General features: G+C 68.6%; 19 protein-coding genes and 2 tRNA genes. 8 read left to right on the top strand and 13 right to left on the bottom strand.

The features are described 5' to 3' along the window. Nucleotides 1-126: 126 nt before the first annotated feature. The 7 genes from ndk to ABI214_RS23520 all read right to left on the bottom strand — a co-directional run bounded on the left by ndk (nt 127) and on the right by ABI214_RS23520 (nt 8,951). Entirely contained in the window at nt 127-546 is a 420-nt protein-coding gene (gene ndk, locus ABI214_RS23550; protein WP_348604842.1) for a nucleoside-diphosphate kinase, read from the bottom strand. Nucleotides 547-563: 17 nt separating this feature from the next. Further along, nucleotides 564-896 (bottom strand): DUF4233 domain-containing protein, encoded by a 333-nt coding sequence (locus ABI214_RS23545; RefSeq protein ID WP_408586528.1) that lies wholly within the window; start codon nt 894-896, stop codon nt 564-566. Nucleotides 897-979: 83 nt separating this feature from the next. Further along, nucleotides 980-2,410, bottom strand: coding sequence for a bifunctional tetrahydrofolate synthase/dihydrofolate synthase (gene folC / locus ABI214_RS23540; RefSeq protein ID WP_348604840.1), 1,431 nt, complete (start codon nt 2,408-2,410; stop codon nt 980-982). Continuing rightward, nucleotides 2,407-5,067, bottom strand: a complete 2,661-nt coding sequence (locus ABI214_RS23535; protein ID WP_348604839.1) for a valine--tRNA ligase — start codon at nt 5,065-5,067, stop codon at nt 2,407-2,409. Before ABI214_RS23535 ends, folC begins: the two co-directional genes overlap by 4 nt. Nucleotides 5,068-5,197: 130 nt before the next feature. Next, nucleotides 5,198-7,249, bottom strand: a complete 2,052-nt coding sequence (locus tag ABI214_RS23530; RefSeq protein WP_348604838.1) for a S9 family peptidase — start codon at nt 7,247-7,249, stop codon at nt 5,198-5,200. Between the two features lie 62 nt (nt 7,250-7,311). Continuing rightward, entirely contained in the window at nt 7,312-7,920 is a 609-nt protein-coding gene (locus ABI214_RS23525) for a GNAT family N-acetyltransferase (protein WP_348604837.1), read from the bottom strand. Between the two features lie 20 nt (nt 7,921-7,940). After that, entirely contained in the window at nt 7,941-8,951 is a 1,011-nt protein-coding gene (locus tag ABI214_RS23520; RefSeq protein ID WP_348604836.1) for an iron-siderophore ABC transporter substrate-binding protein, read from the bottom strand. 138 nt (nt 8,952-9,089) lie between these two features. Between ABI214_RS23520 and ABI214_RS23515 the strand changes: the two genes are divergently transcribed. Together ABI214_RS23515 and fdhD are read left to right on the top strand one after the other, a co-directional pair. Then, nucleotides 9,090-11,402: an FdhF/YdeP family oxidoreductase gene (locus ABI214_RS23515; protein WP_348604835.1), complete on the top strand. Its 2,313-nt coding sequence runs from the start codon at nt 9,090-9,092 to the stop codon at nt 11,400-11,402. Then, on the top strand, nt 11,402-12,226 hold the full coding sequence (gene fdhD / locus ABI214_RS23510; protein WP_348604834.1) for a formate dehydrogenase accessory sulfurtransferase FdhD: 825 nt from the start codon (nt 11,402-11,404) through the stop codon (nt 12,224-12,226). The genes ABI214_RS23515 and fdhD overlap by 1 nt, the downstream gene beginning before the upstream one ends. Nucleotides 12,227-12,244: 18 nt before the next feature. Here the strand turns inward: fdhD and ABI214_RS23505 are convergent, their stop codons facing one another. After that, nucleotides 12,245-13,450 carry an alpha/beta hydrolase family protein gene (locus tag ABI214_RS23505; protein ID WP_348604833.1) on the bottom strand — a complete coding sequence of 402 codons (1,206 nt, stop codon included), beginning with the start codon at nt 13,448-13,450 and terminating at the stop codon, nt 12,245-12,247. Between the two features lie 71 nt (nt 13,451-13,521). Between ABI214_RS23505 and ABI214_RS23500 the strand changes: the two genes are divergently transcribed. The 5 genes from ABI214_RS23500 (at nt 13,522) to dmpG (ending at nt 17,880) form a co-directional block, all read left to right on the top strand. Further along, nucleotides 13,522-14,160, top strand: coding sequence for a TetR/AcrR family transcriptional regulator (locus tag ABI214_RS23500; protein ID WP_348604832.1), 639 nt, complete (start codon nt 13,522-13,524; stop codon nt 14,158-14,160). A gap of 4 nt (nt 14,161-14,164) precedes the next feature. Beyond that, nucleotides 14,165-14,950: an IclR family transcriptional regulator gene (locus ABI214_RS23495; RefSeq protein WP_348604831.1), complete on the top strand. Its 786-nt coding sequence runs from the start codon at nt 14,165-14,167 to the stop codon at nt 14,948-14,950. 100 nt (nt 14,951-15,050) lie between these two features. Next, nucleotides 15,051-15,866, top strand: a complete 816-nt coding sequence (locus ABI214_RS23490) for a 2-keto-4-pentenoate hydratase (protein WP_348604830.1) — start codon at nt 15,051-15,053, stop codon at nt 15,864-15,866. Beyond that, a complete protein-coding gene (locus ABI214_RS23485) occupies nt 15,863-16,855 on the top strand; it encodes an acetaldehyde dehydrogenase (acetylating) (RefSeq protein WP_348604829.1) in 993 nt (330 codons plus the stop codon). The genes ABI214_RS23490 and ABI214_RS23485 overlap by 4 nt, the downstream gene beginning before the upstream one ends. Then, a complete protein-coding gene (gene dmpG, locus ABI214_RS23480; protein WP_408586526.1) occupies nt 16,852-17,880 on the top strand; it encodes a 4-hydroxy-2-oxovalerate aldolase in 1,029 nt (342 codons plus the stop codon). The genes ABI214_RS23485 and dmpG overlap by 4 nt, the downstream gene beginning before the upstream one ends. Nucleotides 17,881-18,098: 218 nt before the next feature. Here dmpG and clpX read toward each other — a convergent pair whose 3' ends face one another. The 5 genes from clpX to ABI214_RS23455 all read right to left on the bottom strand — a co-directional run bounded on the left by clpX (nt 18,099) and on the right by ABI214_RS23455 (nt 22,652). Beyond that, the gene (clpX, locus tag ABI214_RS23475; RefSeq protein WP_280762075.1) at nt 18,099-19,376 is read right to left on the bottom strand and encodes an ATP-dependent Clp protease ATP-binding subunit ClpX; all 1,278 of its coding nucleotides are present in this window, start codon (nt 19,374-19,376) and stop codon (nt 18,099-18,101) included. Between the two features lie 292 nt (nt 19,377-19,668). Then, nucleotides 19,669-20,331, bottom strand: a complete 663-nt coding sequence (locus ABI214_RS23470; protein ID WP_280762076.1) for an ATP-dependent Clp protease proteolytic subunit — start codon at nt 20,329-20,331, stop codon at nt 19,669-19,671. A 48-nt stretch (nt 20,332-20,379) separates the two neighbouring features. Continuing rightward, complete coding sequence (locus ABI214_RS23465; RefSeq protein ID WP_408586360.1) at nt 20,380-20,988, bottom strand: ATP-dependent Clp protease proteolytic subunit; 609 nt, start codon at nt 20,986-20,988, stop codon at nt 20,380-20,382. A 140-nt stretch (nt 20,989-21,128) separates the two neighbouring features. After that, entirely contained in the window at nt 21,129-22,487 is a 1,359-nt protein-coding gene (gene tig, locus ABI214_RS23460) for a trigger factor (RefSeq protein ID WP_348604827.1), read from the bottom strand. A gap of 88 nt (nt 22,488-22,575) precedes the next feature. Continuing rightward, nucleotides 22,576-22,652: transfer RNA gene (locus ABI214_RS23455), tRNA-Pro, on the bottom strand. Between the two features lie 137 nt (nt 22,653-22,789). Between ABI214_RS23455 and ABI214_RS23450 the strand changes: the two genes are divergently transcribed. Further along, nucleotides 22,790-22,860 (top strand) — tRNA-Gly (locus tag ABI214_RS23450). Nucleotides 22,861-22,865 lie beyond the last annotated feature (5 nt).

The raw sequence follows: 22,865 nt of genomic DNA, 5'->3' as shown, positions 1-22,865 counted from the left end.
TGCGGTCCGACCGAGTCAAGTATCCCACACCTGCGCCCGGTCTCCGCCCATCGGCGCACCGGTAGGTGGCGAAACAAAAAGACGCTCCCCGGGCACAGGGCCCGAGGAGCGTCGGAGTCGAGGGGCTCAGGCCCCGGCGAGCTGGGGAAACCAGAGCGCGATCTCACGCTCGGCGGAGTCGACGGAGTCGGAACCGTGCACGAGATTCTGGCCGCCGTCGAGGGCCAGGTCCGCACGAATGGTGCCGGGGACGGCCTTCTCGACCGGATCGGTGCCACCGGCGATCTGCCGGAACGCCGCGATCGCGCGCGGGCCTTCCAGGACCGCGGCCACGAGCGGACCGGACGTGATGAACTCGAGCAGTCCCGGGTAGAACGGCTTGCCTTCGTGCTCCGCGTAGTGCGTCGCGGCGACGTCGTTCGACGCGGTCTGCAGCTCCATCGCCGCGATGGTCAGACCCTTACGTTCGATGCGGGAGAGGATCTCGCCGACGTAGCCGCGAGCCACGCCGTCGGGCTTGATCAATACCAGGGTGCGCTCGTTCACGGAAACAGCGTAGACGGTCAGTCTCGTTGCCCAGGAAGCAGACCCTGCTCGATCCGGCGGGCGATGTCCTTGCGGAGGTACACGATGTACAGCCACACCGCACCGAAGAGCAGACCGATGACGCCGAGCGCCGTGTCCACGAAGAACCCGAGGATGGTGAAGACCTGCAGTGTCAGGTTGAACTTCATCGCCCACGGCCGCCCCTGCATGCCGGAGCCGACGATCATGAGCACCGCCAGCACGCAGATGTAGGTGCCGGAGAACCACGTCAGGCCGGACGCATTGACGACGGCCACCACCGGCAGCGCCAGCAGCACCACGATCGCTTCGAGGACGAGGGTTCCCGCCATCACACCGCGGAAGCCCTTCCACGGATCGTTCGCCGGCGGGCGGAACCCGGGCTGGTTGTTCTCAGGGGTCTCCGGGGTCTCGCTCACGCGGGGTCCTTTCCGAACAGGGATCGGGCGACGCCGGCGGTCACAACCGAACCGGTGACCACGACGCCCGCTCCCGATACTGCCTCGCCGGGTTCGGCGACTTCCTCCGCCAACCCGATCGCTGTCTCGAGTGCGTCTGCCAGGGTTGGGGCGACCACGACCCGCTCGTCGCCGAAGCGGGCCACCGCACGATTCGCCAGGTCCTCGACGTCCATCGCCCGCGGCGACCCGTTGTGGGTGACGACCAACTCGTCGAAGACCGGCTCGAGGGCGTCGAGGATGCCCTCGACGTCCTTGTCGCCCATGACGCTGACGACTCCGACGAGCTTGCGGAAGTCGAACTCCGCCGACAGCGCGGCGGCGAGCGCCTTCGCCCCGTGCGGGTTGTGCGCGGCGTCGAGGAACACCGTGGGCGCGCTGCGCACCCGTTCGAGTCGTCCCGGATTGACCACCGACGCGAAGCCGGCGCGGATCGCGTCGGCCTCGAGCTGACGATCCGGCCCGGCCCCGAAGAACGCCTCCACAGCGGCGAGGGCGAGCGACGCGTTGCGCGCCTGATGCTCGCCGTGCAGCGGCAGGAAGATGTCCTCGTACACGCCGCCGAGTCCCTGCAACTCGAGCTGCTGGCCGCCGATCGCGATCTGGCGCCGCAGCACCTTGAACTCGGATCCCTCGCGGGCGACGGCCGCATCGACCTCGACGGCGCGCCGCAGCAGCACGTCCATCACCTCGGGCTCCTGCTCGGCCAGGATCGCGACGGTATCCACCGGGGCGACGCCCTCGATCCCGCTGTCGCGGCCCTTCTTGATGATCCCGGCCTTCTCCCCCGCGATCGACGCGAGGTCGGGGCCCAGGTAGTCGATGTGGTCGAGCCCGATCGGGGTGATCACCGCGACCTGCGCGTCGATGACGTTGGTGGCGTCCCACTTGCCACCGAGCCCGGTCTCGACGACGGCGATGTCCACCGGCGCCTCCGCGAACGCGGCGTACGCCATCGCGGTGGTCACCTCGAACTTGCTCATCGCGGGACCGCCCGCGGCCTCGGACTGCTGGTCGATCATCCGGACGTACGGCTCGATCTCGCGGTACGTGTCGATGTACGTCCGCACCGGGATCGGTTTGCCGTCGATACTGATCCGCTCCGTCGCCAGCTGCAGGTGCGGGCTGGTCGTCCGTCCGGTCCGGCGATGCAGCTGGGTGAGCAGGGCGTCGATCATCCGCGTCACCGACGTCTTGCCGTTGGTGCCGGCGACGTGGATGGCCGGATAGCTGTGCTGCGGCGAACCGAGCAGATCCATCAGCGCGGAGATGCGGGTCAGCGACGGCTCGATCTTGGTCTCGGGCCAGCGCTGATCCAGCTCCGCCTCGACGAGTGCGAGTTCGGCGAGATCGACCGGGGTGGGTTCGCCCGGGCGTTCGGTGGTCACGCTCCGCCCAGCTCCTTCAGACGTGCGGTCATGCGGGCGATCTCCTCCTGCGCCACCTGCTGGCGGGTGCGGATCTTGTCGACGACCGCGTCGGGGGCCTTCGCGAGGAACGCCTCGTTGGACAGCTTGGCGGTGGTGCCCGCCAGCTCCTTCTCGGCGACCGCGAGGTCCTTCTCGAGGCGCTTCTTCTCGGCACCCAGATCGACCGTGCCCGACGTGTCCAGCTCGACCGTGACAGTGGCCTTGCTCAGGCGCACCTCGACCGAGGCGGTGGCAGCGAACGTCTCGGACGGCTCGGTGAGCTTCGCGAGCGACGCCACCGACGCCAGCTGGCTCTCGATGTCGGCGTCGGTGGCACCGGACAGGCGCGCGGCCACCTTCTGCGACGGCTTGAGGCCCTGGTCGCTGCGGAAGCGGCGGACCTCGGTCACCAGGCGCTGCATGTCCTCGACACGCTGGGCCGCAACGGAATCCGTCGCGACGTCGGTGCCGCGCGGCCACTCGGAGACCACGACGGACTCACCGCCGGTGAGCACCTTCCACAGTGTCTCGGTGACGAACGGGATGACCGGGTGCAGCATCCGAAGCAGCGTGTCGAGCACGTTGCCGAGGACGGCCTTGGTGCCGTCGGCGTGGACGGAACCGTCGGCGAGCTGAACCTTGGCGAGCTCGAGGTACCAGTCGCACACCTCGTCCCACGCGAAGTGGTACAGCGCCTCGCACGCCTTCGAGAACTCGAACTTCTCGAACGCCTCGTCCACCTCGGTGCGGACCTGCTCGAGCCGGTCGAGGATCCAGCGGTCGGCGTCGGTGAGCTGGTCGCGGGCCGGCAGTTCCGCGACCACGGCACCGTTCATCAGCGCGAACTTGGTGGCGTTGAACAGCTTGTTCGCGAAGTTCCGGGACGACTGCGCGTGGTCCTCGCCGACCGCGAGGTCGCTGCCCGGGTTGGCGCCGCGGGCGAGCGTGAAGCGCAGGGCGTCGGCGCCGAAGCGGTCGACCCAGTCGAGCGGGTCGATGCCGTTGCCGCGGGACTTCGACATCTTCTTGCCGTACTGGTCACGGACGAGTCCGTGCAGGAACAGGTCCTTGAACGGGACCTTGCCGCCGCCCACGGCGTCGTCGCCGGCGACGTAGGTGCCGAACATCATCATCCGGGCCACCCAGAAGAACAGGATGTCGTAGCCGGTGACGAGAACGCTCGTGGGATAGAACTTCTCGATCTCGGGGGTCTTGTCGGGCCAGCCCATCGTCGAGAACGGCCACAGACCCGACGAGAACCACGTGTCGAGGACGTCGGGGTCCTGCTCCCATCCCTCGGGCGCCGTCTCGTCCGGACCGAAGCACTGCACCTCGCCGTTCGGGCCGTACCAGATCGGGATGCGGTGACCCCACCACAGCTGGCGCGAGATGCACCAGTCGTGCATGTTGTCGACCCACGCGAACCAGCGCGGCTCCTGGCTGGCCGGGTGAATGACGGTGTCGCCGTTGCGGACCGCGTCACCGGCGGCTTTGGCGAGTGCATCGACCTTGACCCACCACTGCATCGACAGCCGCGGCTCGATGGTCTCGCCCGAGCGCTCGGAGTGACCGACGCTGTGCAGGTACGGACGCTTCTCGGCGACGACGCGGCCCTGCTCGGCGAGCACCTCGCGCACCTTCACGCGGGCCTCGAAGCGGTCCATGCCGTCGAACTGCGTTCCGGTGTCGGCGATCTTGCCGGTCTTGTCCATGATCGTGGGCATCGGCAGGTCGTGCCGCAGGCCCATCTCGAAGTCATTGGGGTCGTGCGCCGGCGTGATCTTCACGGCGCCGGTGCCGAACTCGGGGTCGACGTACTCGTCGGCGATGATCGGGATCCGGCGCCCGGTGAACGGGTGCTCGAGCGTGGTGCCGACGAGGTGCTTGTAGCGCTCGTCGTCCGGGTGGACGGCGACGGCGGTGTCACCGAGCATCGTCTCGACGCGGGTGGTCGCGACGATCACGTGCGGCTCGTCGTCGTCGAGGGAGCCGTAGCGCAGCGAGACGAGTTCGCCCTCGACCTCCTCGAACTTGACCTCGATGTCGGAGATCGCGGTCTGCAGCACCGGCGACCAGTTGACCAGACGCTCGGCGCGGTAGATCAGACCCTCGTCGTACAGGCGCTTGAAGATGGTCTGGACGGCACGCGAGAGGCCCTCGTCCATCGTGAAGCGGTCGCGGCTCCAGTCGACGCCGTCGCCGATGCGACGCATCTGGCCCTGGATGGTGCCGCCGGACTCACGCTTCCAGTCCCAGACCTTCTCGATGAAGGCCTCGCGTCCGAAGTCTTCCTTCTTCTTGCCGTCGGCCGCGAGCTGCTTCTCGACGATGGTCTGCGTCGCGATGCCGGCGTGGTCCATGCCGGGCAGCCACAGCACCTCGTAGCCTTGCATCCGCTTGCGGCGGCACAGCGCGTCCATGAGGGTGTGGTCGAGCGCGTGGCCCATGTGCAGCGAGCCGGTGACGTTCGGCGGCGGCAGGACGATCGAGTAGCCGGGCTTGTCGCTCGACGGATCGGCGGTGAAGTAACCGGCGTCTACCCAGCCCTGGTACAAGTCGGCCTCTACCGCGCTGGGGTCCCAGCTCTTGGGGAGGGCGTCTGCGGGGGTCTGGGGAGTCTCTGGCGCACTGGTCACCCCCCAATCGTAATCAGTGGCGGCGAATCGTCCGGACCCGGCTCGGAAGACCTCTCCCCGCCCCGCGTTTTGCGCACTTATCGGTCTCGGACGACCCCGTCCCGGAGCGATAAGTGCGCAAAACGCAATGTCAGGAGCCGAGGACGTCGGGCAGCGGGACGTCCTCGTCGAGAACGTGCTCGGCCAGGAACGACTCGACGACCTGGTACCAGACCTTGGTGTGCTGCGGGCTGAGCACCCAGTGGTTCTCGTCGGGGAAGTACAGGAAGCGGTGGTCGGTCTTGCCGTCGGCGTCGGCGGGCAGCCCCGACTCCGACAGCAGTTCGTACCACAGGCGCAGGCCCTCGCCGATCGGCACGCGGTAGTCCTTGTCCCCGTGGATGACCAGCATCGGGGTGACGATGTCGGCGACGTACAGGTGCGGCGAGTTCTCGAACGCCATCTCGGGTGTCATCTCGCGCGCCCAGTACCAGGCGGCGTCGGTGGTCGGGGCGAACTGGTCGAGCGCCCACAGGCTCGCGTGCGTGACGATCGCCTGGAACCGGTCGGTGTGCCCGGCGATCCAGTTCGCCATGTAGCCACCGAACGATCCGCCCATCGCGGCGGTGCGCTTCGCGTCGACCTCCGCCAGCGCGACGGCCGCGTCGGTGATCGCCATCAGATCCGTGTAGGGCGCCTTGCCCCACTGGCCCCACCCGCGCTGGACGAAGTCCTGGCCGTACCCGGTCGACAGCGCCGGATCGGGCAGCAGCACCGCGTACCCCTTCGCGACGAGCAGCCACGGATTCCACCGCCACGACCACGTGTTCCACGAACCGAGGGGGCCACCGTGCACCCACAGCAGCAGCGGCGCCGGCGCCTCGGCGGACGCGGAGTCCGGCAGCGCCAGCCACGCGCGCAACGGGGTGCCGTCGGCCGCCTGCCCGACGACCTCGGTGAGCCGGCCCGGCAGCTGCGGCGACTCCGACGGGGCGCGCAGGTCCGTGACGGTGCCGGCGTCGTCCCCGGTGAGCGCGATCCGCACCGGCCGCGGCGGCTGCGCATACGACGCCCGGAGCGCGTAGACCGCCGCACCGTCGGGCGCGACGCGCAGGTCGGTGTAGGCCGCGTCGTCGGTGGTGAGGGCAGCAGGCTGGTCCCCGCGCAGCACGAAGACCGGGCCGCGGCCGTGGTCGTCGGCCGTGAGCAGCAGTCCGTCGCCGCCGGGCAGCCACGCGACGGCGGTGGGCCAGCGATCCCACCCGGGCGCGAGATCCTCGACAGCGCCCTTGTCGAAGGTGTAGCGGTGCAAGGTGATTCGCGGCGCCTGCTCGGGATCGCCGTACGCCTCGCGCAGGTACACGACGCTGGTGCCGTCGGGCGCGATCGCGGGACGCATCATGTCCGCCGCGTCGTCGTCGACGAGCACGGTCCGCTCCCCCGTCGCGGTGTCGATCCGCGCCAGGACGGTCCGGCGGGTGCCGAGGACACCGGGCACGATCCACGTGGTGACGACGAACGATCCGTCGGCCGCGAGGTCGTAGTCGGCGTCCCGGAGCGCGCCGCCCGGCGCCGGCGTCAGGTCGTCGAGCTCGATCTCCCCGGTCCCGCTGTCGGTGTCGGTGGCGCCGGACAGCAGGTGGGGGACGTCGGGGCCGAGGTCGTGGTCCCAGTACCGCACCGGGTATCCGGTGTGCAGGATCGCCTTGACCTTCTTGTCCTTGCGGTCGCCGCGGATCCGCTCGTCGTCCTCGGCGGTGCCGGACGCGCCGAGCACGCCTGTGGACACGACCATGTGCGGCGCCGACCGCGCTGCCCGCACGCCGGAGATCCCCCCACCCCGCACGGCCACCCGGGAGGCCTCACCGCCGCCCGCCGGCAGCCGCCACAGCGAGTTCGGGGCGTCGTCCGACTCGTCCGGCGCGGGGCGGGACGCGGTGAACAGCACATCGCCTACGGCGGTGAACGCGGCCCCGGACTCGCCCTTCGTCCCCCACGTCAACCGCCGAGCGGGCCGCTCCCCGGCGGGGTCCAGTTCCCACACCGCCGACGCGTACTTGGTGCCGGTGTCGTCGAGCGTCGCCTGTGTGACGACCAATCGTGTGCCGTCCGGCGACAGCTCGAGCCCGGACAGCCGCGGCAGTGCCAGGTAGTCGTCGAGATCGTGGAACGGCGTGGCGGGGGGCTGCTGGCTCGAGGTCACCCCTGATTGGTACCACGTGGTCATCGGCCATGACCGGCGTCACGCACCGGGCGGGAGCCCGTTCAGCGCGGGTTGCGCCACATCTGCCACAGCGTCGGGCCGCCGTTCGGAATCACGGCCTCGCCGGTGACCTCGAACCCGAACCGCTCGTAGTAGGGGATGTTCGCTTCCTTGCTCGATTCGAGGTAGGCGGGTGTCCGCTCGGCGTCGCACCGCGACAACCGCGAGTTCAACAGCGCCTTCCCGTACCCGCCGCCGCGCCCCGCGGCGGAGGTGCCGATGGTCGCCAGGTACCAGTGCGGCTCGGTCGGATGCACGGACTCGAGCGCCTGCTCGACCTCGGCACCCACCCGCATCTGCCGGCCCAGTGCGAACGCGAACATCGGCAGGCTCAGGTACGAGCTCAGCGGCGACTGCTTCCACCGTCCCGGCGGATCCCACAGCGCCCCACCGACGACGACACCGGCATCCGACTCCGCCAACTCCGCTCCGCCGCCGGCAAGGTGGTGGTAGCGGATCTCGGCGGCGAACATCCGCGCCAGCCGTGCCGGCCGCTTCGCGGCGTCCGGCAGAATCCAGCACATCACGGGGTCGTCGTCGAAGGCCTCCGCGAGCGCCCGCGAGAGCGCCGGGATGTCCGATCGGGTCACTGGTCGCACGACAACTCCCATGCCGCGAGGGTACCGACCGATCAGGACAGAAGCGGCGCGATGCGCGGCGGGATCTGCTGCAACGCGTACGGCAGGCTCAGCACCGTGCTCCACGTCATGGCCTCGGCGGCGTCGTCCTCGAGGATGATCGTGCGACCGTCCTTGACGGCGTCGAGCGTCTGGTAGACGGGGGTCTTGTCGAGCTCGGCCCGAAGCTTGTCCCCGAACCCGCCCCCGGCGTACCAGACGAGCAGGTCCACGTCCGCGAGCGAGAGCTGCTCGGTACTGATCTCGGCGAAGTTGGTGGTCCGGAGCTGTTCGGCGACAGGCGGATTCACGAAGCCGAGCTCGGTGAAGAAGCGCACCTTGGGATCCGCGGGGCCGTAGACACCGAACTGGCCGGGGCCCTTGAGCGCGCCCACCAGCACCGTCTTGCCGGCGAAGGTCGGGTTGGCCGCCGCGGTGTCGGCGAACTGCTTCTGCACGCCCGACACCAGTTCCGCGGCGCGGTCCTGCTTGCCGAGCGCCTCACCGAGGATGGCCGTCTGGTCCTGCCAGCGCACCCCGTAGTCCGCGACGCCGGCCGGCTGCGCGACGGTCGGTGCGAGCGCCGCGAGCTTGTCGTACTGACTCTGGGTCAGGCCCGAGTAGGTGCTGACGATCAGGTCCGGGCCCGCCGCGGCCACCTTCTCGACGTCGATTCCGGTGTTCGCGCTGCCGACGATCGCGGGCTGCGCGTCGCCGAGCAGGCGCTGCGCCCACGGCCACACGGCGTTCGGATAGTCGCCGTACCAGTCGAAGACGCCGACCGGCACCGCACCGAGCGCGAGCAGGGCGTCCTGGTCGTTGTATCCGACGCTCACCACCCGCTGGGCCTCGGCGGGCACGGTGGTCGCTCCGTACTTGTGCGCGATCGTCGCGCCGCCCCCTCCCGACCCGCCGGCGCCCGAGTCGCTGCTGCATGCGGCCGCGAAGGCCAGCAGCGCGCCCGCACTGCCGATCAGGAACCCGCGGCGTGAGAGTTCGCCGGCTCGCGACTGGAGATCACCCATCGTCAGGACCCTTCGTTCGTGGTGACGTCGTACAGGGAAGGTAAGGCTAACCCAGAGTAGGTAAGGCTAGCCGACTTTACCGGGACGTTCGGTGCGTCGCACCGTGCGTACCCGTCCGAGCCGGGCCAGTATGGGTTCATGACACGTCAGGGTCCCCGCGAAGACATCGACGAGAACGGCCTCGTCGTCACCCACGCCAAGGACTACGCGGCCGGGGTTCCGGCCGTGCTCGTGTCCCTCGAGCGGGCCGTCGAGCAGATGGGCGTCGCGCGCACTGCCCGCACGCTCACGCGCCTCAACCAGCGGCACGGGTTCGACTGCCCCGGCTGCGCGTGGCCCGAGACCCCCGGTCACCGCAAGCCCGCCGAGTTCTGCGAGAACGGCGCCAAGGCTGTCGCCGAGGAGGCCACACTGCGGACCGTGACGCCGGAGTTCTTCGCGGCGCATCCGACCTCGGAACTGGCCGGCCACACCGACTACTGGCTGGGCCAGCAGGGCCGGCTCACGCATCCCATGGTGGTGCGCCCGGGCGGCGACCACTACGAACCCATCGACTGGGGCGACGCCTACCGACTGATCGCCGACCACCTACGCGAACTCCAGACTCCCGACGAGGCCGTCTTCTACACGTCCGGACGGACCAGCAACGAGGCTGCGTTCCTGTACCAGTTGATGATTCGCAGCTTCGGCACCAACAACATGCCGGACTGCTCGAACATGTGCCACGAGTCGTCGGGCAGCGCGCTCACCGAGGCCATCGGCATCGGCAAGGGATCGGTGTCCGTGCCCGATCTCGAGCACGCCGACCTGATCCTGATCGCGGGCCAGAACCCGGGCACCAACCACCCGCGGATGCTCTCGACGCTCGAGAAGGCGAAGGCCAACGGAGCGCGGATCATCGCGATCAATCCGCTCCCCGAGGCCGGGTTGCGCCGCTTCAAGGACCCCCAGAAGGTCCACGGCGTCGTCGGCGGCGGGATCCAGATCGCCGACGAGTTCCTGCAGATCCGGCTCGGCGGCGACATGGCGCTGTTCCAGGGACTGGGCCGGCTGCTGCTCGAAGCCGAGGACCGCGCACCGGGCACCGTCGTCGACCGCGCCTTCGTCGACGCGCACTGCGCGGGCTTCGACGAATACGCCGCGCACGTACGCGGGGTCGATCTCGACACCGTCGTGGCGGCCACCGGCCTGACGATGCGGCAACTCGAGGACACCGCCCGCGCCCTGATCGAGTCGGAGCGGACCGTCACGTGTTGGGCGATGGGCCTGACGCAGCAGGCCCACGCCGTCGCGACCATCCAGGAGGCGGTGAACCTGCTGCTCATGCGGGGCATGATCGGCAAACCTGGCGCGGGCGTGTGCCCGGTCCGTGGCCACTCCAACGTCCAGGGCGACCGGACGATGGGCATCTGGGAGAAGATGCCCGAAGAGTTCCTCGCCGCCCTCGACACCGAGTTCTCCATCGAGAGTCCCCGCCGACACGGGTGGGACACCGTCGACGCGATCCGCGCGATGCGCGACGGGCGCGCCCGCGTGTTCATGGCGATGGGCGGGAACTTCGTGTCCGCGACCCCCGACACCGCGACCACCGAACAGGCGCTCCGCAACTGTGAACTGACGGTGCAGGTCTCGACGAAACTCAACCGCAGCCACGTCGTGCACGGTCGCACCGCGCTCATCCTCCCCACCCTCGGCCGCACCGACCTCGACGTCCAGGCGACCGGCAAACAGCTGGTGTCGGTGGAGGATTCGATGTCGATGGTGCATCTGTCGCGCGGTCGACTGACGCCGGTCAGCCCGCACCTGCGCAGTGAGGTCGCGATCGTGTGCCAGCTGGCGCAGCAGCTGCTCGGCAGCGGCCATCCGGTGCCGTGGACCACGTTCGAGGGCGACTACGACCTGATCCGGGACTCGATCTCGCGCGTCGTGCCCGGCTGCGAGAACTACAACGAACGCGTCCGCCGGCCCGACGGCTTCCAGCTGCCGCATCCGCCGCGCGACTCGCGCGAGTTCCGCACCCACACCGGCAAGGCCAACTTCGCGGTCAACCAGCTCGAGTGGGTGCCGACCCCGCCCGGCCGGTTGATCCTGCAGACGCTGCGCAGCCACGACCAGTACAACACCACGATCTACGGCCTCGACGACCGCTATCGCGGCGTCAAGAACGGCCGCAAGGTGGTGTTCGTGAGTGCCGCCGACATCGCGGATCTGGGCCTGCGTGACGGCCAACTCGTCGACGTCGTGTCCGAGTGGAGCACCGCCGACGGCAGCGTCGAGGAGCGTCGGGTCCACGGCTTCCGAGTGGTCGAGTACAACACCCCCCGGGGCAACGCCGCCGCCTACTACCCGGAGACGAATCCGCTCGTGCCACTCGATCACGTTGCCGCCAAGTCGAACACACCGGTATCGAAGGCGGTCGTCGTCCGGCTGGAACCGACCGAGGAGCACTGATGGGCCGGGTCACCGCCCGCCGCCCCGTCCTGCGGATCACCCCGGACGGCACCCGCCGCCGCCCGGACGCCCTGGCCGTGGAGGAACCGCTCGAGATCCGGCTGGGCGGACGCTCCCTCACCGTCACGATGCGTACCCCGGGCAACGACGTCGACCTGGTCCACGGCTTTCTGCTGACCGAGGGGATCATCCGCGAACCCGAGGACGTCACGGTCGTCCGCTACTGCAACGGCGTCGACGACGACGGCGCGAACACCTACAACGTCCTCGACGTCGAACTCGCCGCCGGCGTGCCCGATCCGGGCAATCGCGGACGGCGTGAGTTCCTGACGACGTCGGCGTGCGGGGTGTGCGGCAAGGCGTCGCTCGACGAGGTCGCGGTCCGCAGCCGCTTCTCCCTCGCCGACAGCACCCTCGAGGTCACCGCGGCGGCACTGTCGTCGATGCCGGAGACCCTGCGGAACAGCCAGCGGGTGTTCGACGCGACCGGCGGCCTCCACGCGGCCGGGTTGTTCACCGCCGACGGCGCGCTGCTCGCACTGCGCGAGGACGTCGGGCGACACAACGCGGTCGACAAGGCGCTCGGCTGGGCGCTCCCCCAGCGCCGGATACCGCTGTCCGACGCGGTCCTCGTCGTCAGCGGCCGGGCATCGTTCGAGTTGGCGCAGAAGGCCGCGATGGCCGGGATTCCGGTCCTCGCAGCGGTGTCCGCGCCGTCGTCGCTCGCCGTCGATCTGGCCCGCGACCGCGGCATGACGCTCGTCGGATTCCTCCGCGGCGAGACCATGAACGTCTATGCCGGGGAGCAGCGCATCAAGACGTGATGCGCCGCTCGGACCGTTCTAGCAGGTCCCGGCAGGCTTCTCCCCCGACTGCAACGTGCGGAAGAAGTGTTCGGCGTCGTCGAACGACTGCGGCACCGCGGACCGGTGATCGGCGCCGTCGTACGTTTTGTAGGCGACGTCGGACCCGTTGCTGCACAGCGACTGCACCAGGGCCCTGCTGCCGGGCTCGGCGATGAGCGCGTCGGCGGTGCCCTGCAGCACCAGCGTCGGGACCGTCAGCGTCAGCTGTCCGGGCGCCTGCTCCTTCAGGTAGGTCACGAGCTTGTCGATGTCGGCGCCGGGCGCGAACGCCTTGTCGACCGGGACGGATCCGATCACGTCGCGGATCTGCGCGACGCACCCGTTGCGGGCGGCGGTGAGCAGCGGCTTCGACTCCGGGGTGACGTACGAATCGGCGTCGATCGACGGGTCGGCCGCCTCGGCGCCCAGCAGGATCAGCGGCAGGAACGCGAGCGCGGGAGCAACTTCCGGCGTTCCGGCCGCGAGGTACTGCGGCGTGGCACTCGTGTCGTTGCCCGGCGCGATCGCGACCGCGCCACGGAGGTCGAGTTCGGGTGCGCGCGCGGCGCCCTGCGCCGCCGTGAACAACGCCGCATGACCGCCCTGGCTGTGCCCCATCGCGTACCACTGGTCGCCGATCGAATCGTCGAGCGCCCGGCTCGCGCGCACGATGTCGACCACCGCGTTCGCCTCCGTTCCGCCGTCCATGTACGGGTGGCCGCCCGGCGTGCCCAGGCCGACGTAGTCCGTCTGCACCACGACGTAGCCGTCCGCGACGTACCGGTCCAGCGTGAGATCGACCCCGCCGAGGTAATCGTGGGCCGGTCCGTCCGCGGCGTCGTTCGACGGCGCGCAGATGTCCGAGACGCCGGTCGTGCCGTGCGCCCAGCTGATCACCGGCCACCCGCCCTCGGGCGCGGATGTCCGGGGAATCGACACAGTGCCGGACACGACGACCGGGTCACCCTGCGCGTTCTGCGACGCGTACGTGATGACCTCGCTGCGCCCGGCGCTCGGCAGGACCGGCGCACCGCGCAGTTCCTGGCTGGACAGCAGCTGACCGGGACGGAGCGCGACGGCCGCCTCGCCCTTCTCCGACTCACCGTTGCCGCAGCCCGCGGCCACCAACGCGACCGTCGTGGCCGCGACGGCGGTGAAGATCCCCGCGCGCCGGGTACGGCCGTTGTCTTTCAGCGAGAACACCTGAACACCTCCGAAAATTAAGATACATGTCTCAGGTCGATGAACATAGCGCATTCAGTACCCTTGCCGACATGAACTCCCCCAACGGTCGCGACACGATCCTCCACGTTGCCGAGCGCCTCATCGCCGAGCGCGGACTGCACGGAGTCTCGGCCAGGGAGATCGTGAGAACCGCTGGGCAGCGGAACAATTCGGCCATCACCTACCACTTCGGGTCGTGGAACGGACTCCTCGAGGCGGTGTGGCTGGCGCACATCGGCAACGTCAACTCGGTGCGCGCCGGCATGCTCGACGCGATCGACGCCGACACCCCGGACCGGCTCGCCGCACTCGTCGGCGCGTACGTCCACCCCTTCGTCGCCGAGGTCGCGGCGCACGAGCCGTCCTACTGGGCACGGTTCAACGAGCAGTGGCTGACCGGCGTGCACATGGACTTCGTCACCCGGCCGACGTCCCTGGTGCCCGACGATCCCAGGTATCCGCGGGTCGGCGGCATGAACATGCTCAAGGAACTGCTCGCGGACATCGGCGCCGAACTCACCCACATCGACGAAAGCCTGCGCGCCCGCCGCGTCGCGCTCATGGCCCGATTCGTGGTGTCCGGGATGGCGTCGTGGGAGCGCGAGGCCACGACCGGCACCGCCGTCGAGCTCGAGTCACTCGAGAACGAACTGACGTCCCTCTCGATCGCGCTGCTGCGCGCCCCGTGAGCCCATGACCGACCCGTCCTCGTCTTCCGACCGGCAGATCCCGAACACCGTGCTGGGCAAGGTGGTCATCGCGCTCGACGCCTTCACCGCCGACGACCACTGGGTGGGCTTCACCGAGCTCGTCCGCCGCACCGGCCTGAACAAGACCACACTGCACCGCCTCCTCGCCGAACTGGTCGAGACCCGGCTGATCGACCGTTCCCCGTCCGGGTATCGCCTCGGCCGTCACCTGTTCGAGCTGGGCATGCGGGCCTCGGTGGAACGCGGCCTGATCGAGGTGGCCACCCCGTTCCTCGAGGATCTCCGCGAGCGCACCCGCGAAACGGTGCATCTGGGCGTCCTCGAGGGCGACGAGGTCGTGTACGTCGCCAAGATCGGCGGACACGGTCAGGCCCCGTCGCCTTCACGGATCGGCGGCCGGATGCCGTTGTACTGCACCGCGATCGGCAAGGTGATGCTCGCGCACGCGCCGAACGAGCTGAAGGTCCAGACCCTCAAGGGACCGCTCCCCCGCCGGACGCCGCGAACCATCACCACACCCGGGCTGCTGGCCCGGCAGCTCGAGACCATCGCCGAGACCGGGGTGTCGTACGAGTACGAGGAGTCGGCCGTCGGCATCGTGTGCGCCGCGGCGGCGATCCTCGACGCCGACGACCGACCACTCGCCGGCGTCAGCGTGACGGGGCCGGCCACCCGCTTCCGTCCCGAGGCTCACGCGAACCAGGTTCGCGCCGCCGCCGCGGGTATCGCGGCGACTCTCGCTCGGCGGGACAACTTGCGGCAGGACTAGGCCTCAGCAGGTAAGTTTCGCTCAGCGAAACTGAATGCTCGCCCTGGACGAGGACCATCCCGCACAGTCCTTACAAGCACATCCCACGACAAGGACATCCATGCCTGACACCGCACCCACGATCTCCGAAGAGGCGATCACCCAGGCGGCGACGCGACTGGCAACCGCAGCCAAGACCGGCGTCGCCTGCGCACCGATCAACGACCTCATCGGTCCCTCCGACATCGGCGTCGCCTACCAGGTTCAGCAGAAGCTGATCGACTGGCAGATCGCAGACGGCGCCGTCGTGGTCGGCCGCAAGATCGGCGCGACCTCGCTGGCCGTGCAGACCCAGCTCGGCGTCGACCAGCCCGACTTCGGCGTCCTGTTCGCCGACATGGACGTCTCCGACCTGCCCGAGGTGCCGACCGAGCGGATGCTCCAGCCCAAGGCCGAGGCCGAGGTGGCGTTCCGCCTCGGCGCCGATCTCGCCGAGGGCGATCTCGATCTGGACCAGATCCGCGCCGCCGTCACCGGCGCCGTCGCGGCGCTCGAGCTGGTCGACAGCCGCATCGAGAACTGGAAGATCCTCATCACCGACACCGTCGCCGACAACGCCTCCTCGGGCCTGTACGTGCTCGGCGACAACTGGGTGACGCTCGACGAGTTCGAGCCCAAGGACGTCGTGATGAAGATGTACGCCGACGACGAGCTCGTCTCCGAGGGCAACGGCGAAGCCTGCCTGGGCGATCCGCTGATCGCGCTGCAGTGGCTCGCCCGCACCGCCCGTGAGTACGGCGAGCCGCTCCGCGCCGGCCAGGTCGTGCTCTCCGGGGCGTTGGGCCCCATGGTTCCCGCCGCGCCCGGGGTGACCATCCGCGCCGAGCTGTCCACCCTCGGCTCCGTGACCGCAGTTTTCTCCCGGAAGGAATCGTGACAATCGTGACGAACAACGCTGATTCGAAGAAGATTCGGGTCGCCATCATCGGGCCGGGCAACATCGGCACCGACCTGATGATCAAGGTCCTGAACAAGTCCGACGTGCTCGAGATGGGTGCCATGGTCGGCATCGATCCCACGTCCGACGGCCTCGCCCGCGCGGAGCGCCTCGGCGTGCCCACCACGTCGGAGGGTGTCGACGGCCTCATCGCGCTCGACGGCTTCGACCAGATCGACATCGTCCTCGACGCGACGTCCGCCAAGGCGCATGTCGCCAACTGCGAGAAGCTCGCGCCGTTCGGCAAGAAGATCATCGACCTCACCCCGGCCGCGATCGGCCCGTTCGTGGTGCCGCCGGTGAACCTCGAGGAGCACCTCGACGAGGATCTCGACAACCTCAACATGGTCACCTGCGGTGGTCAGGCCACCATCCCGATGGTCGCCGCCATCTCCGCCGTCACCCCGGTCCCCTACGCCGAGATCGTCGCCTCGATCTCCTCGAAGTCGGCCGGCCCCGGAACCCGCGCCAACATCGACGAGTTCACCGAGACCACGTCCAACGCCATCCAGCAGGTCGGCGGCGCCGGCCGCGGCAAGGCCATCATCATCCTGAACCCGGCCGAGCCGCCCATGCTCATGCGCGACACGGTCCTCGCGCTCATCGGCGACGCCGACCACGAGGCCATCCGCGCCTCCGTCAAGGAAATGGCCGCCCGGGTCGCCGAGTACGTGCCCGGCTACCGCCTCAAGCAGGAGGTCCAGTTCACGCCGGTCGCCGCCGACGAGCCGGTCCACACCCTGCTGCCCGAGGGCGCAGGCCCGGTCACCACCAAGGTCACCGTGTTCCTCGAGGTCGAGGGCGCGGCCGACTACCTGCCCGCGTACGCCGGCAACCTCGACATCATGACCTCGGCCGCCCAGCGCACCGCCGAGTCCATCGCGCGCCGCCTGATCGCCGCGCGCACCAACACCCCCGCGGAGGTCTGAGCGTGTCCACCAAGATCTACATCCAGGACGTCACCCTGCGCGACGGCATGCACGCCGTCCGGCACCGGATGACCCCGGAGAACGTGGCCCGGATCGCGAAGGCGGTCGACGAGGCCGGCGTCGACGCCATCGAGGTCTCGCACGGTGACGGCATCGCCGGCGGCTCGCTCAACTACGGACCCGGCTCGAACACCGACTGGGAGTGGATCGAGGCCGCCGCCGACGTCGTGAAGAACGCGAAGCTCACGACGCTGCTGCTGCCGGGTATCGGCACCATCGAGGAGCTCGAGCACGCCCACAAGCTGGGTGTGAAGTCGATCCGTATCGCCACTCACTGCACCGAGGCCGACGTCTCCGCGCAGCACATCGCGAAGGCCCGCGAGCTCGGCATGGACGTGTCCGGCTTCCTCATGATGAGCCACATGGCCCCGCCGGAGCTGCTGGCCCAGCAGGCCAAGCTCATGGAGTCGTACGGCGCGCACTGCGTGTACGTCACCGACTCGGGCGGACGCCTGACGATGGACGACGTCCGCGCCCGCATCAAGGCCTACCGGGACGTGCTCGACGCCGACACCCAGATCGGTATCCACGCGCACGAGAACCTGTCGCTGTCGGTGGCCAACAGTGTCGTCGCCGTCGAGAACGGCGTGTACCGCGTCGACGCGTCCCTGGCGGGCCAGGGCGCCGGTGCCGGCAACTGCCCCATCGAGGCGTTCATCGGCGTCGCCGACCTGTACGGCTGGGAGCACGGCTGCGACGTGTTCAAGCTGATGGATGCGGCCGACGACATCGTCCGTCCGCTGCAGGATCGCCCGGTCCGCGTCGACCGCGAGACCCTGACCCTCGGCTACGCCGGCGTGTACTCGAGCTTCCTGCGCCACGCCGAGAAGGCGGCCAAGGACTACGGCCTCGACGCCCGCACCATCCTGCTCGAGGTCGGCAAGCGCGCCCTCGTCGGCGGGCAGGAGGACATGATCGTCGACATCGCGCTCGATCTGCTGAACAAGACCGGCGCCTCGGCGTGATTCGCTGACGTCTCAGCTATCGGCGAAGGCCGGACCCGTTCGAACGGGTCCGGCCTTCGTCGTTCACGGTGGACAGCGGTGCGCTCGGTGGACAGCGGTGCTCTCTGAACAACGGTGCTGAACAACCGCGCACTCTGAACGAAATACCCCTGGAAACGACACTGCCGCCCGACCTCCTCGCGGAGATCGGGCGGCAGTGTCGTTTTCTGCAGAGCCGGCTAGGCCGACTTGTCGCGGCGCTCGCGCTCCGGCTTGCGCGGCACGATCGTCGGCAGCACGTTGTCGTTGACGGTCTCGGCGGTCACGACCACCTTCGCGACGTCGTCACGGCTCGGGATGTCGTACATCACCGGCAGCAGGACTTCCTCCATGATGGCGCGCAGACCACGCGCGCCGGTGCCACGGTGGATGGCCTGGTCGGCGATGGCTTCGAGCGCGTCGACCGTGAACTCGAGCTCGACGCCGTCCATCTCGAACAGCCGGGTGTACTGCTTGACCAGCGCGTTCTTGGGCTCCGACAGGATCTTCACCAGCGAGTCCTTGTCGAGGTTCGTCACCGACGCCACGACCGGAAGACGGCCGATGAACTCGGGGATCAAGCCGAACTTGATGAGATCCTCGGGCATCACCTCGGCGAAGTGATCCTGCGTGTCGATCTCCGCCTTGGATCGCACCTCGGCACCGAAACCGATGCCGCGCTTGCCCACTCGGTCCGAGACGATCTTCTCGAGGCCCGCGAACGCACCGGCGACGATGAACAGCACGTTGGTGGTGTCGATCTGGATGAACTCCTGGTGCGGGTGCTTGCGGCCGCCCTGCGGGGGCACACTCGCCTGCGTTCCCTCGAGGATCTTCAGCAGCGCCTGCTGCACGCCCTCACCGGAGACGTCGCGGGTGATCGACGGGTTCTCGCTCTTGCGGGCGATCTTGTCGACCTCGTCGATGTAGATGATGCCCGTCTCGGCGCGCTTGACGTCGTAGTCGGCGGCCTGGATCAACTTCAGCAGGATGTTCTCGACGTCCTCGCCGACGTATCCGGCCTCGGTCAGCGCCGTCGCGTCCGCGATCGCGAAAGGCACGTTGAGCATCTTCGCGAGCGTCTGCGCCAGATAGGTCTTGCCACAGCCGGTGGGGCCGAGCATCAGGATGTTGGACTTGGCCAGCTCCACGGTCTCGCCGCGGGCATCCCGGCCACGGTCGCCGGCCTGGATCCGCTTGTAGTGGTTGTAGACGGCCACCGCCAGCGTCCGCTTGGCCGCGTCCTGGCCGATGACATAGTTCTCGAGGAACTCGCGGATCTCCGCGGGCTTGGGGAGCTCGTCGAGCTTGACCTCACTCGACTCGGCGAGTTCCTCCTCGATGATCTCGTTGCACAGATCGATGCATTCGTCGCAGATGTAGACCCCCGGTCCCGCAATGAGCTTCTTGACCTGCTTCTGGCTCTTACCGCAGAACGAGCACTTGAGCAGATCGCCGCCGTCACCGATGCGTGCCATCTCGTAAGGTCCCTACTTCCTTGTCTACGTGCGAGCGTCCCCACCCGACTCACACGGCCCGCCCGACGGCGGCTCCGCTTCCTCGGCTCAGGATCGAGGGCTCATGGTGTGACCGTACCCGCAGATCGGGAAAGAGGTCGACCGAAAGCCGGTGATTCCCGCACGGCGAACACGTTTCCGACACCTGAATCACATCCGCGTGGTCAACGCGGAATGCCAAGCTTGACGGGTGTGCGCCCCGGCCCACCGCAATCCGATCGCTCGGCGTGTCGGTGGGCCGGGAACCCCCACATCACTTCTGGGCGGACAGCTTCCGGTACTCGAGCACGTTGTCGATGATGCCGTACTCCTTGGCCTCTTCGGCGGTGAGGATCTTGTCGCGATCGGTGTCCTTGCGGACCACGTCGGGATCCTTGCCGGTGTGCTTCGACAGCGTCGTCTCCATGAGACGGCGCATCCGCTCGATCTCCGCAGCCTGGATCTCGAGGTCGGAGACCTGGCCCTGGATGCCGCCGGTGGCCGGCTGGTGGATCAGCACACGCGCGTTCGGCAGCGCCAGACGCTTGCCGGGGGTGCCGGCCGCGAGCAGCACCGCAGCCGCCGACGCCGCCTGGCCGAGGCACACGGTCGTGATGTCGGCGCGGACGTACTGCATCGTGTCGTAGATCGCCATCAGCGACGTGAACGAGCCGCCGGGCGAGTTGATGTACATCGTGATGTCACGGTCCGGGTCGAGCGACTCGAGCACCAGCAGCTGGGCCATGATGTCGTTCGCCGACGCGTCGTCGACCTGCGTGCCGAGGAAGATGATGCGCTCCTCGAACAGCTTGTTGTACGGGTTGGACTCCTTGACGCCGTAGCTGGAGTGCTCGATGAACGACGGCAGGATGTAGCGGGACTGCGCACCGGCCGGAGCCTGTCCACCGAGCGCGCGGGGATCGAACATGTTGGTCATCAGTTCTCCAAGGATGGTCTGAGCAGAAGGGCGGATGCGGGCGCGGGCCTAGTTGCCCGCGCCACCGGCCTGCCGCGCGCGGGTGACGACGTGGTCGACGAAGCCGTAGTCGAGCGCCTCCCGAGCGGTGAACCAACGGTCGCGGTCCGAGTCCGCCGTGATCTGCTCGACCGTCTGACCGGTGTGCTCGGCGATGAGCTCGGCCATCTCACGCTTGGTGTGCGCGAACTGCTCGGCCATGATCGCGATGTCCGACGCGGTACCGCCGATGCCGGCCGACGGCTGGTGCATCATGATCCGGGCGTGGGGCAGCGCGTACCGCTTGCCCTTCGTGCCGGCCGAGAGCAGGAACTGTCCCATCGAGGCGGCCAGGCCCATGCCGAAGGTCGCGACGTCGCACTCGGCGAACTGCATGGTGTCGTAGATCGCCATGCCCGCCGTGACCGACCCGCCGGGCGAGTTGATGTACAGGTTGATGTCCCGAGTCGGGTCCTCTGCCGACAGCAGCAGGATCTGGGCGCACAGCTTGTTCGCGATGTCGTCGTCCACCTGCGTGCCGAGGAAGATGATGCGCTCGCGAAGCAGGCGTTCGTACACCGAGTCGCTGAGATTCAGACCGGAGGTGGCCGAAGTCATGGCGGGATTCTGGTAAGTCACGGTACCTGCCTTCTCGATAAGTCGTTGGTTCCTCACACAGACACTAACGAAGTAGGGCGGCACCGGAGTCCCGGTGCCGCCCTACTTCGCTGAAAGCGGAAAAGTCTTTCCCTGGGAGGCGTGGAATACGCCGCCGGGACTTACTTCTGCTCGTCGCCCTCGCTGTCCTCGGAGGCCTCGGCGGTGCCGAACATCTCGGCGGTGTCGATCGCCTCGCCGGCCGTGTCGGTGACGCTCGCAGCGTCGACGACACCCGCGAGCGCCTTACCGCGACGCACGTCCGCGAAGACCGCGCCGAGCTGGTTGGCCTGCTGGATCTGCTGGATGAACTGCTCCGGCGCCATGCCGTAGCGCTGCGCCTGGAACAGGATGCGCTCGGTGAGCTCGTCCTGGCCGACGGTGGTGCCGGCGGCGTCGGCGATCGCATCGAGGAGCAGCTGGGTCTTCACCGAGCGCTCGGCGGCCTCCTTGGCGTCCGCGTCGAACTGCTCACGCGTGGTGCCCTGAGCCTCGAGGAGCTCGTTCAGCTTCTCCTCGTCGTGCTCCAGACCGTGGATCGCGTCGTGCAGGGCCGCGTCGACCTCGGCCTGGACGACGGCCTCGGGCAGCGGAACCTCGACGGTCTCGAGCAGGCTCTCCAGAACCTTGTCGCGGATCTGGCCGGCCTGCTCGACCTTGCGGACGCGTGCGACGCGCTCGCGCAGGTCGGCCTCCAGCTCGGCAAGGGTGTCGAACTCGCTTGCCATCTGGGCGAACTCGTCGTCGGCCTCGGGCAGCTCGCGCTCCTTGACCGTGTTGACGGTGACGGTGATGACGGCGTCCTTGCCGACGTGCTCACCGGCGACCAGCTTGGAGGTGAAGTCTTTCGACTCTCCGGCAGCCACTCCCAGGACGGCCTCGTCCAGGCCCTCGATCAGCTGACCCGAGCCGACCTCGTGAGACAGACCGGACGCGGTCGCCTCCGGAACAGCCTCACCGTCGACGGTGGCGGACAGGTCGATGGAGACGAAGTCGCCGTCCTGCACGGCACGCTCGACGCCCTTGAGGGTGCCGAAACGCTGACGCAGCGACAGCAGCTGCTCGGCAACGGCCTCGTCGGTGACCTCGATCGGGTCGACCTCGACGGCGATCGTGGCGAAGTCGGGGAGGGTGATCTCGGGGCGGACGTCGACCTCGGCCGTGAAGACCAGCTCCTGGCCGTCCTCGAGCTTGGTGATGTCGATCTCCGGCTGACCGATGACCTTCACGTCGCTGGCCGAGACGGCCTCGGAGTAGCGGGACGGCAGGGCGTCGTTGACGACCTGCTCGAGCACGGCGCCGCGGCCGACACGAGCCTCGAGCAGCTTGGCCGGCGCCTTGCCCGGGCGGAAGCCGGGGAGACGGATCTGCTGCGCGAGCGCCTTGTAGGCCTTGTCGAAATCAGGCTTGAGCTCCTCGAAGGGCACCTCAACGTTGATACGGACTCGCGTCGGGCTGAGCTGCTCGACGGTGCTCTTCACGGATCTGGCTCCTTCGTAGTGGTGATGCTCTTAGTTCGTTATGTCGTTCTTGCGCGACGGTGCCGCATTCGCGGCCCCGTCGCACGATTGGTCGGGGTGACAGGATTTGAACCTGCGACCCTCCGCTCCCAAAGCGGATGCGCTACCAAGCTGCGCCACACCCCGTCGAACAGGACTTCGCCAACCTCGCGAGGACCCGAGGCAGAATCCTACGGCCCCCCGATTATGAAATCCAAAGCGAGGTCGGTACAGTTCCATCTCGCACACGGCATCGCTGGCGATCCCACTAATGTCGTATGCACGGGGATGTAGCTCAATGGTAGAGCCTCAGTCTTCCAAACTGATTACGCGGGTTCGATTCCCGTCATCCCCTCAGTA

This window comes from Prescottella soli, from assembly GCF_040024445.1.
GTDB lineage: Bacteria > Actinomycetota > Actinomycetes > Mycobacteriales > Mycobacteriaceae > Prescottella > Prescottella soli.
This window is presented reverse-complemented; position numbering and strand designations above follow the sequence as displayed.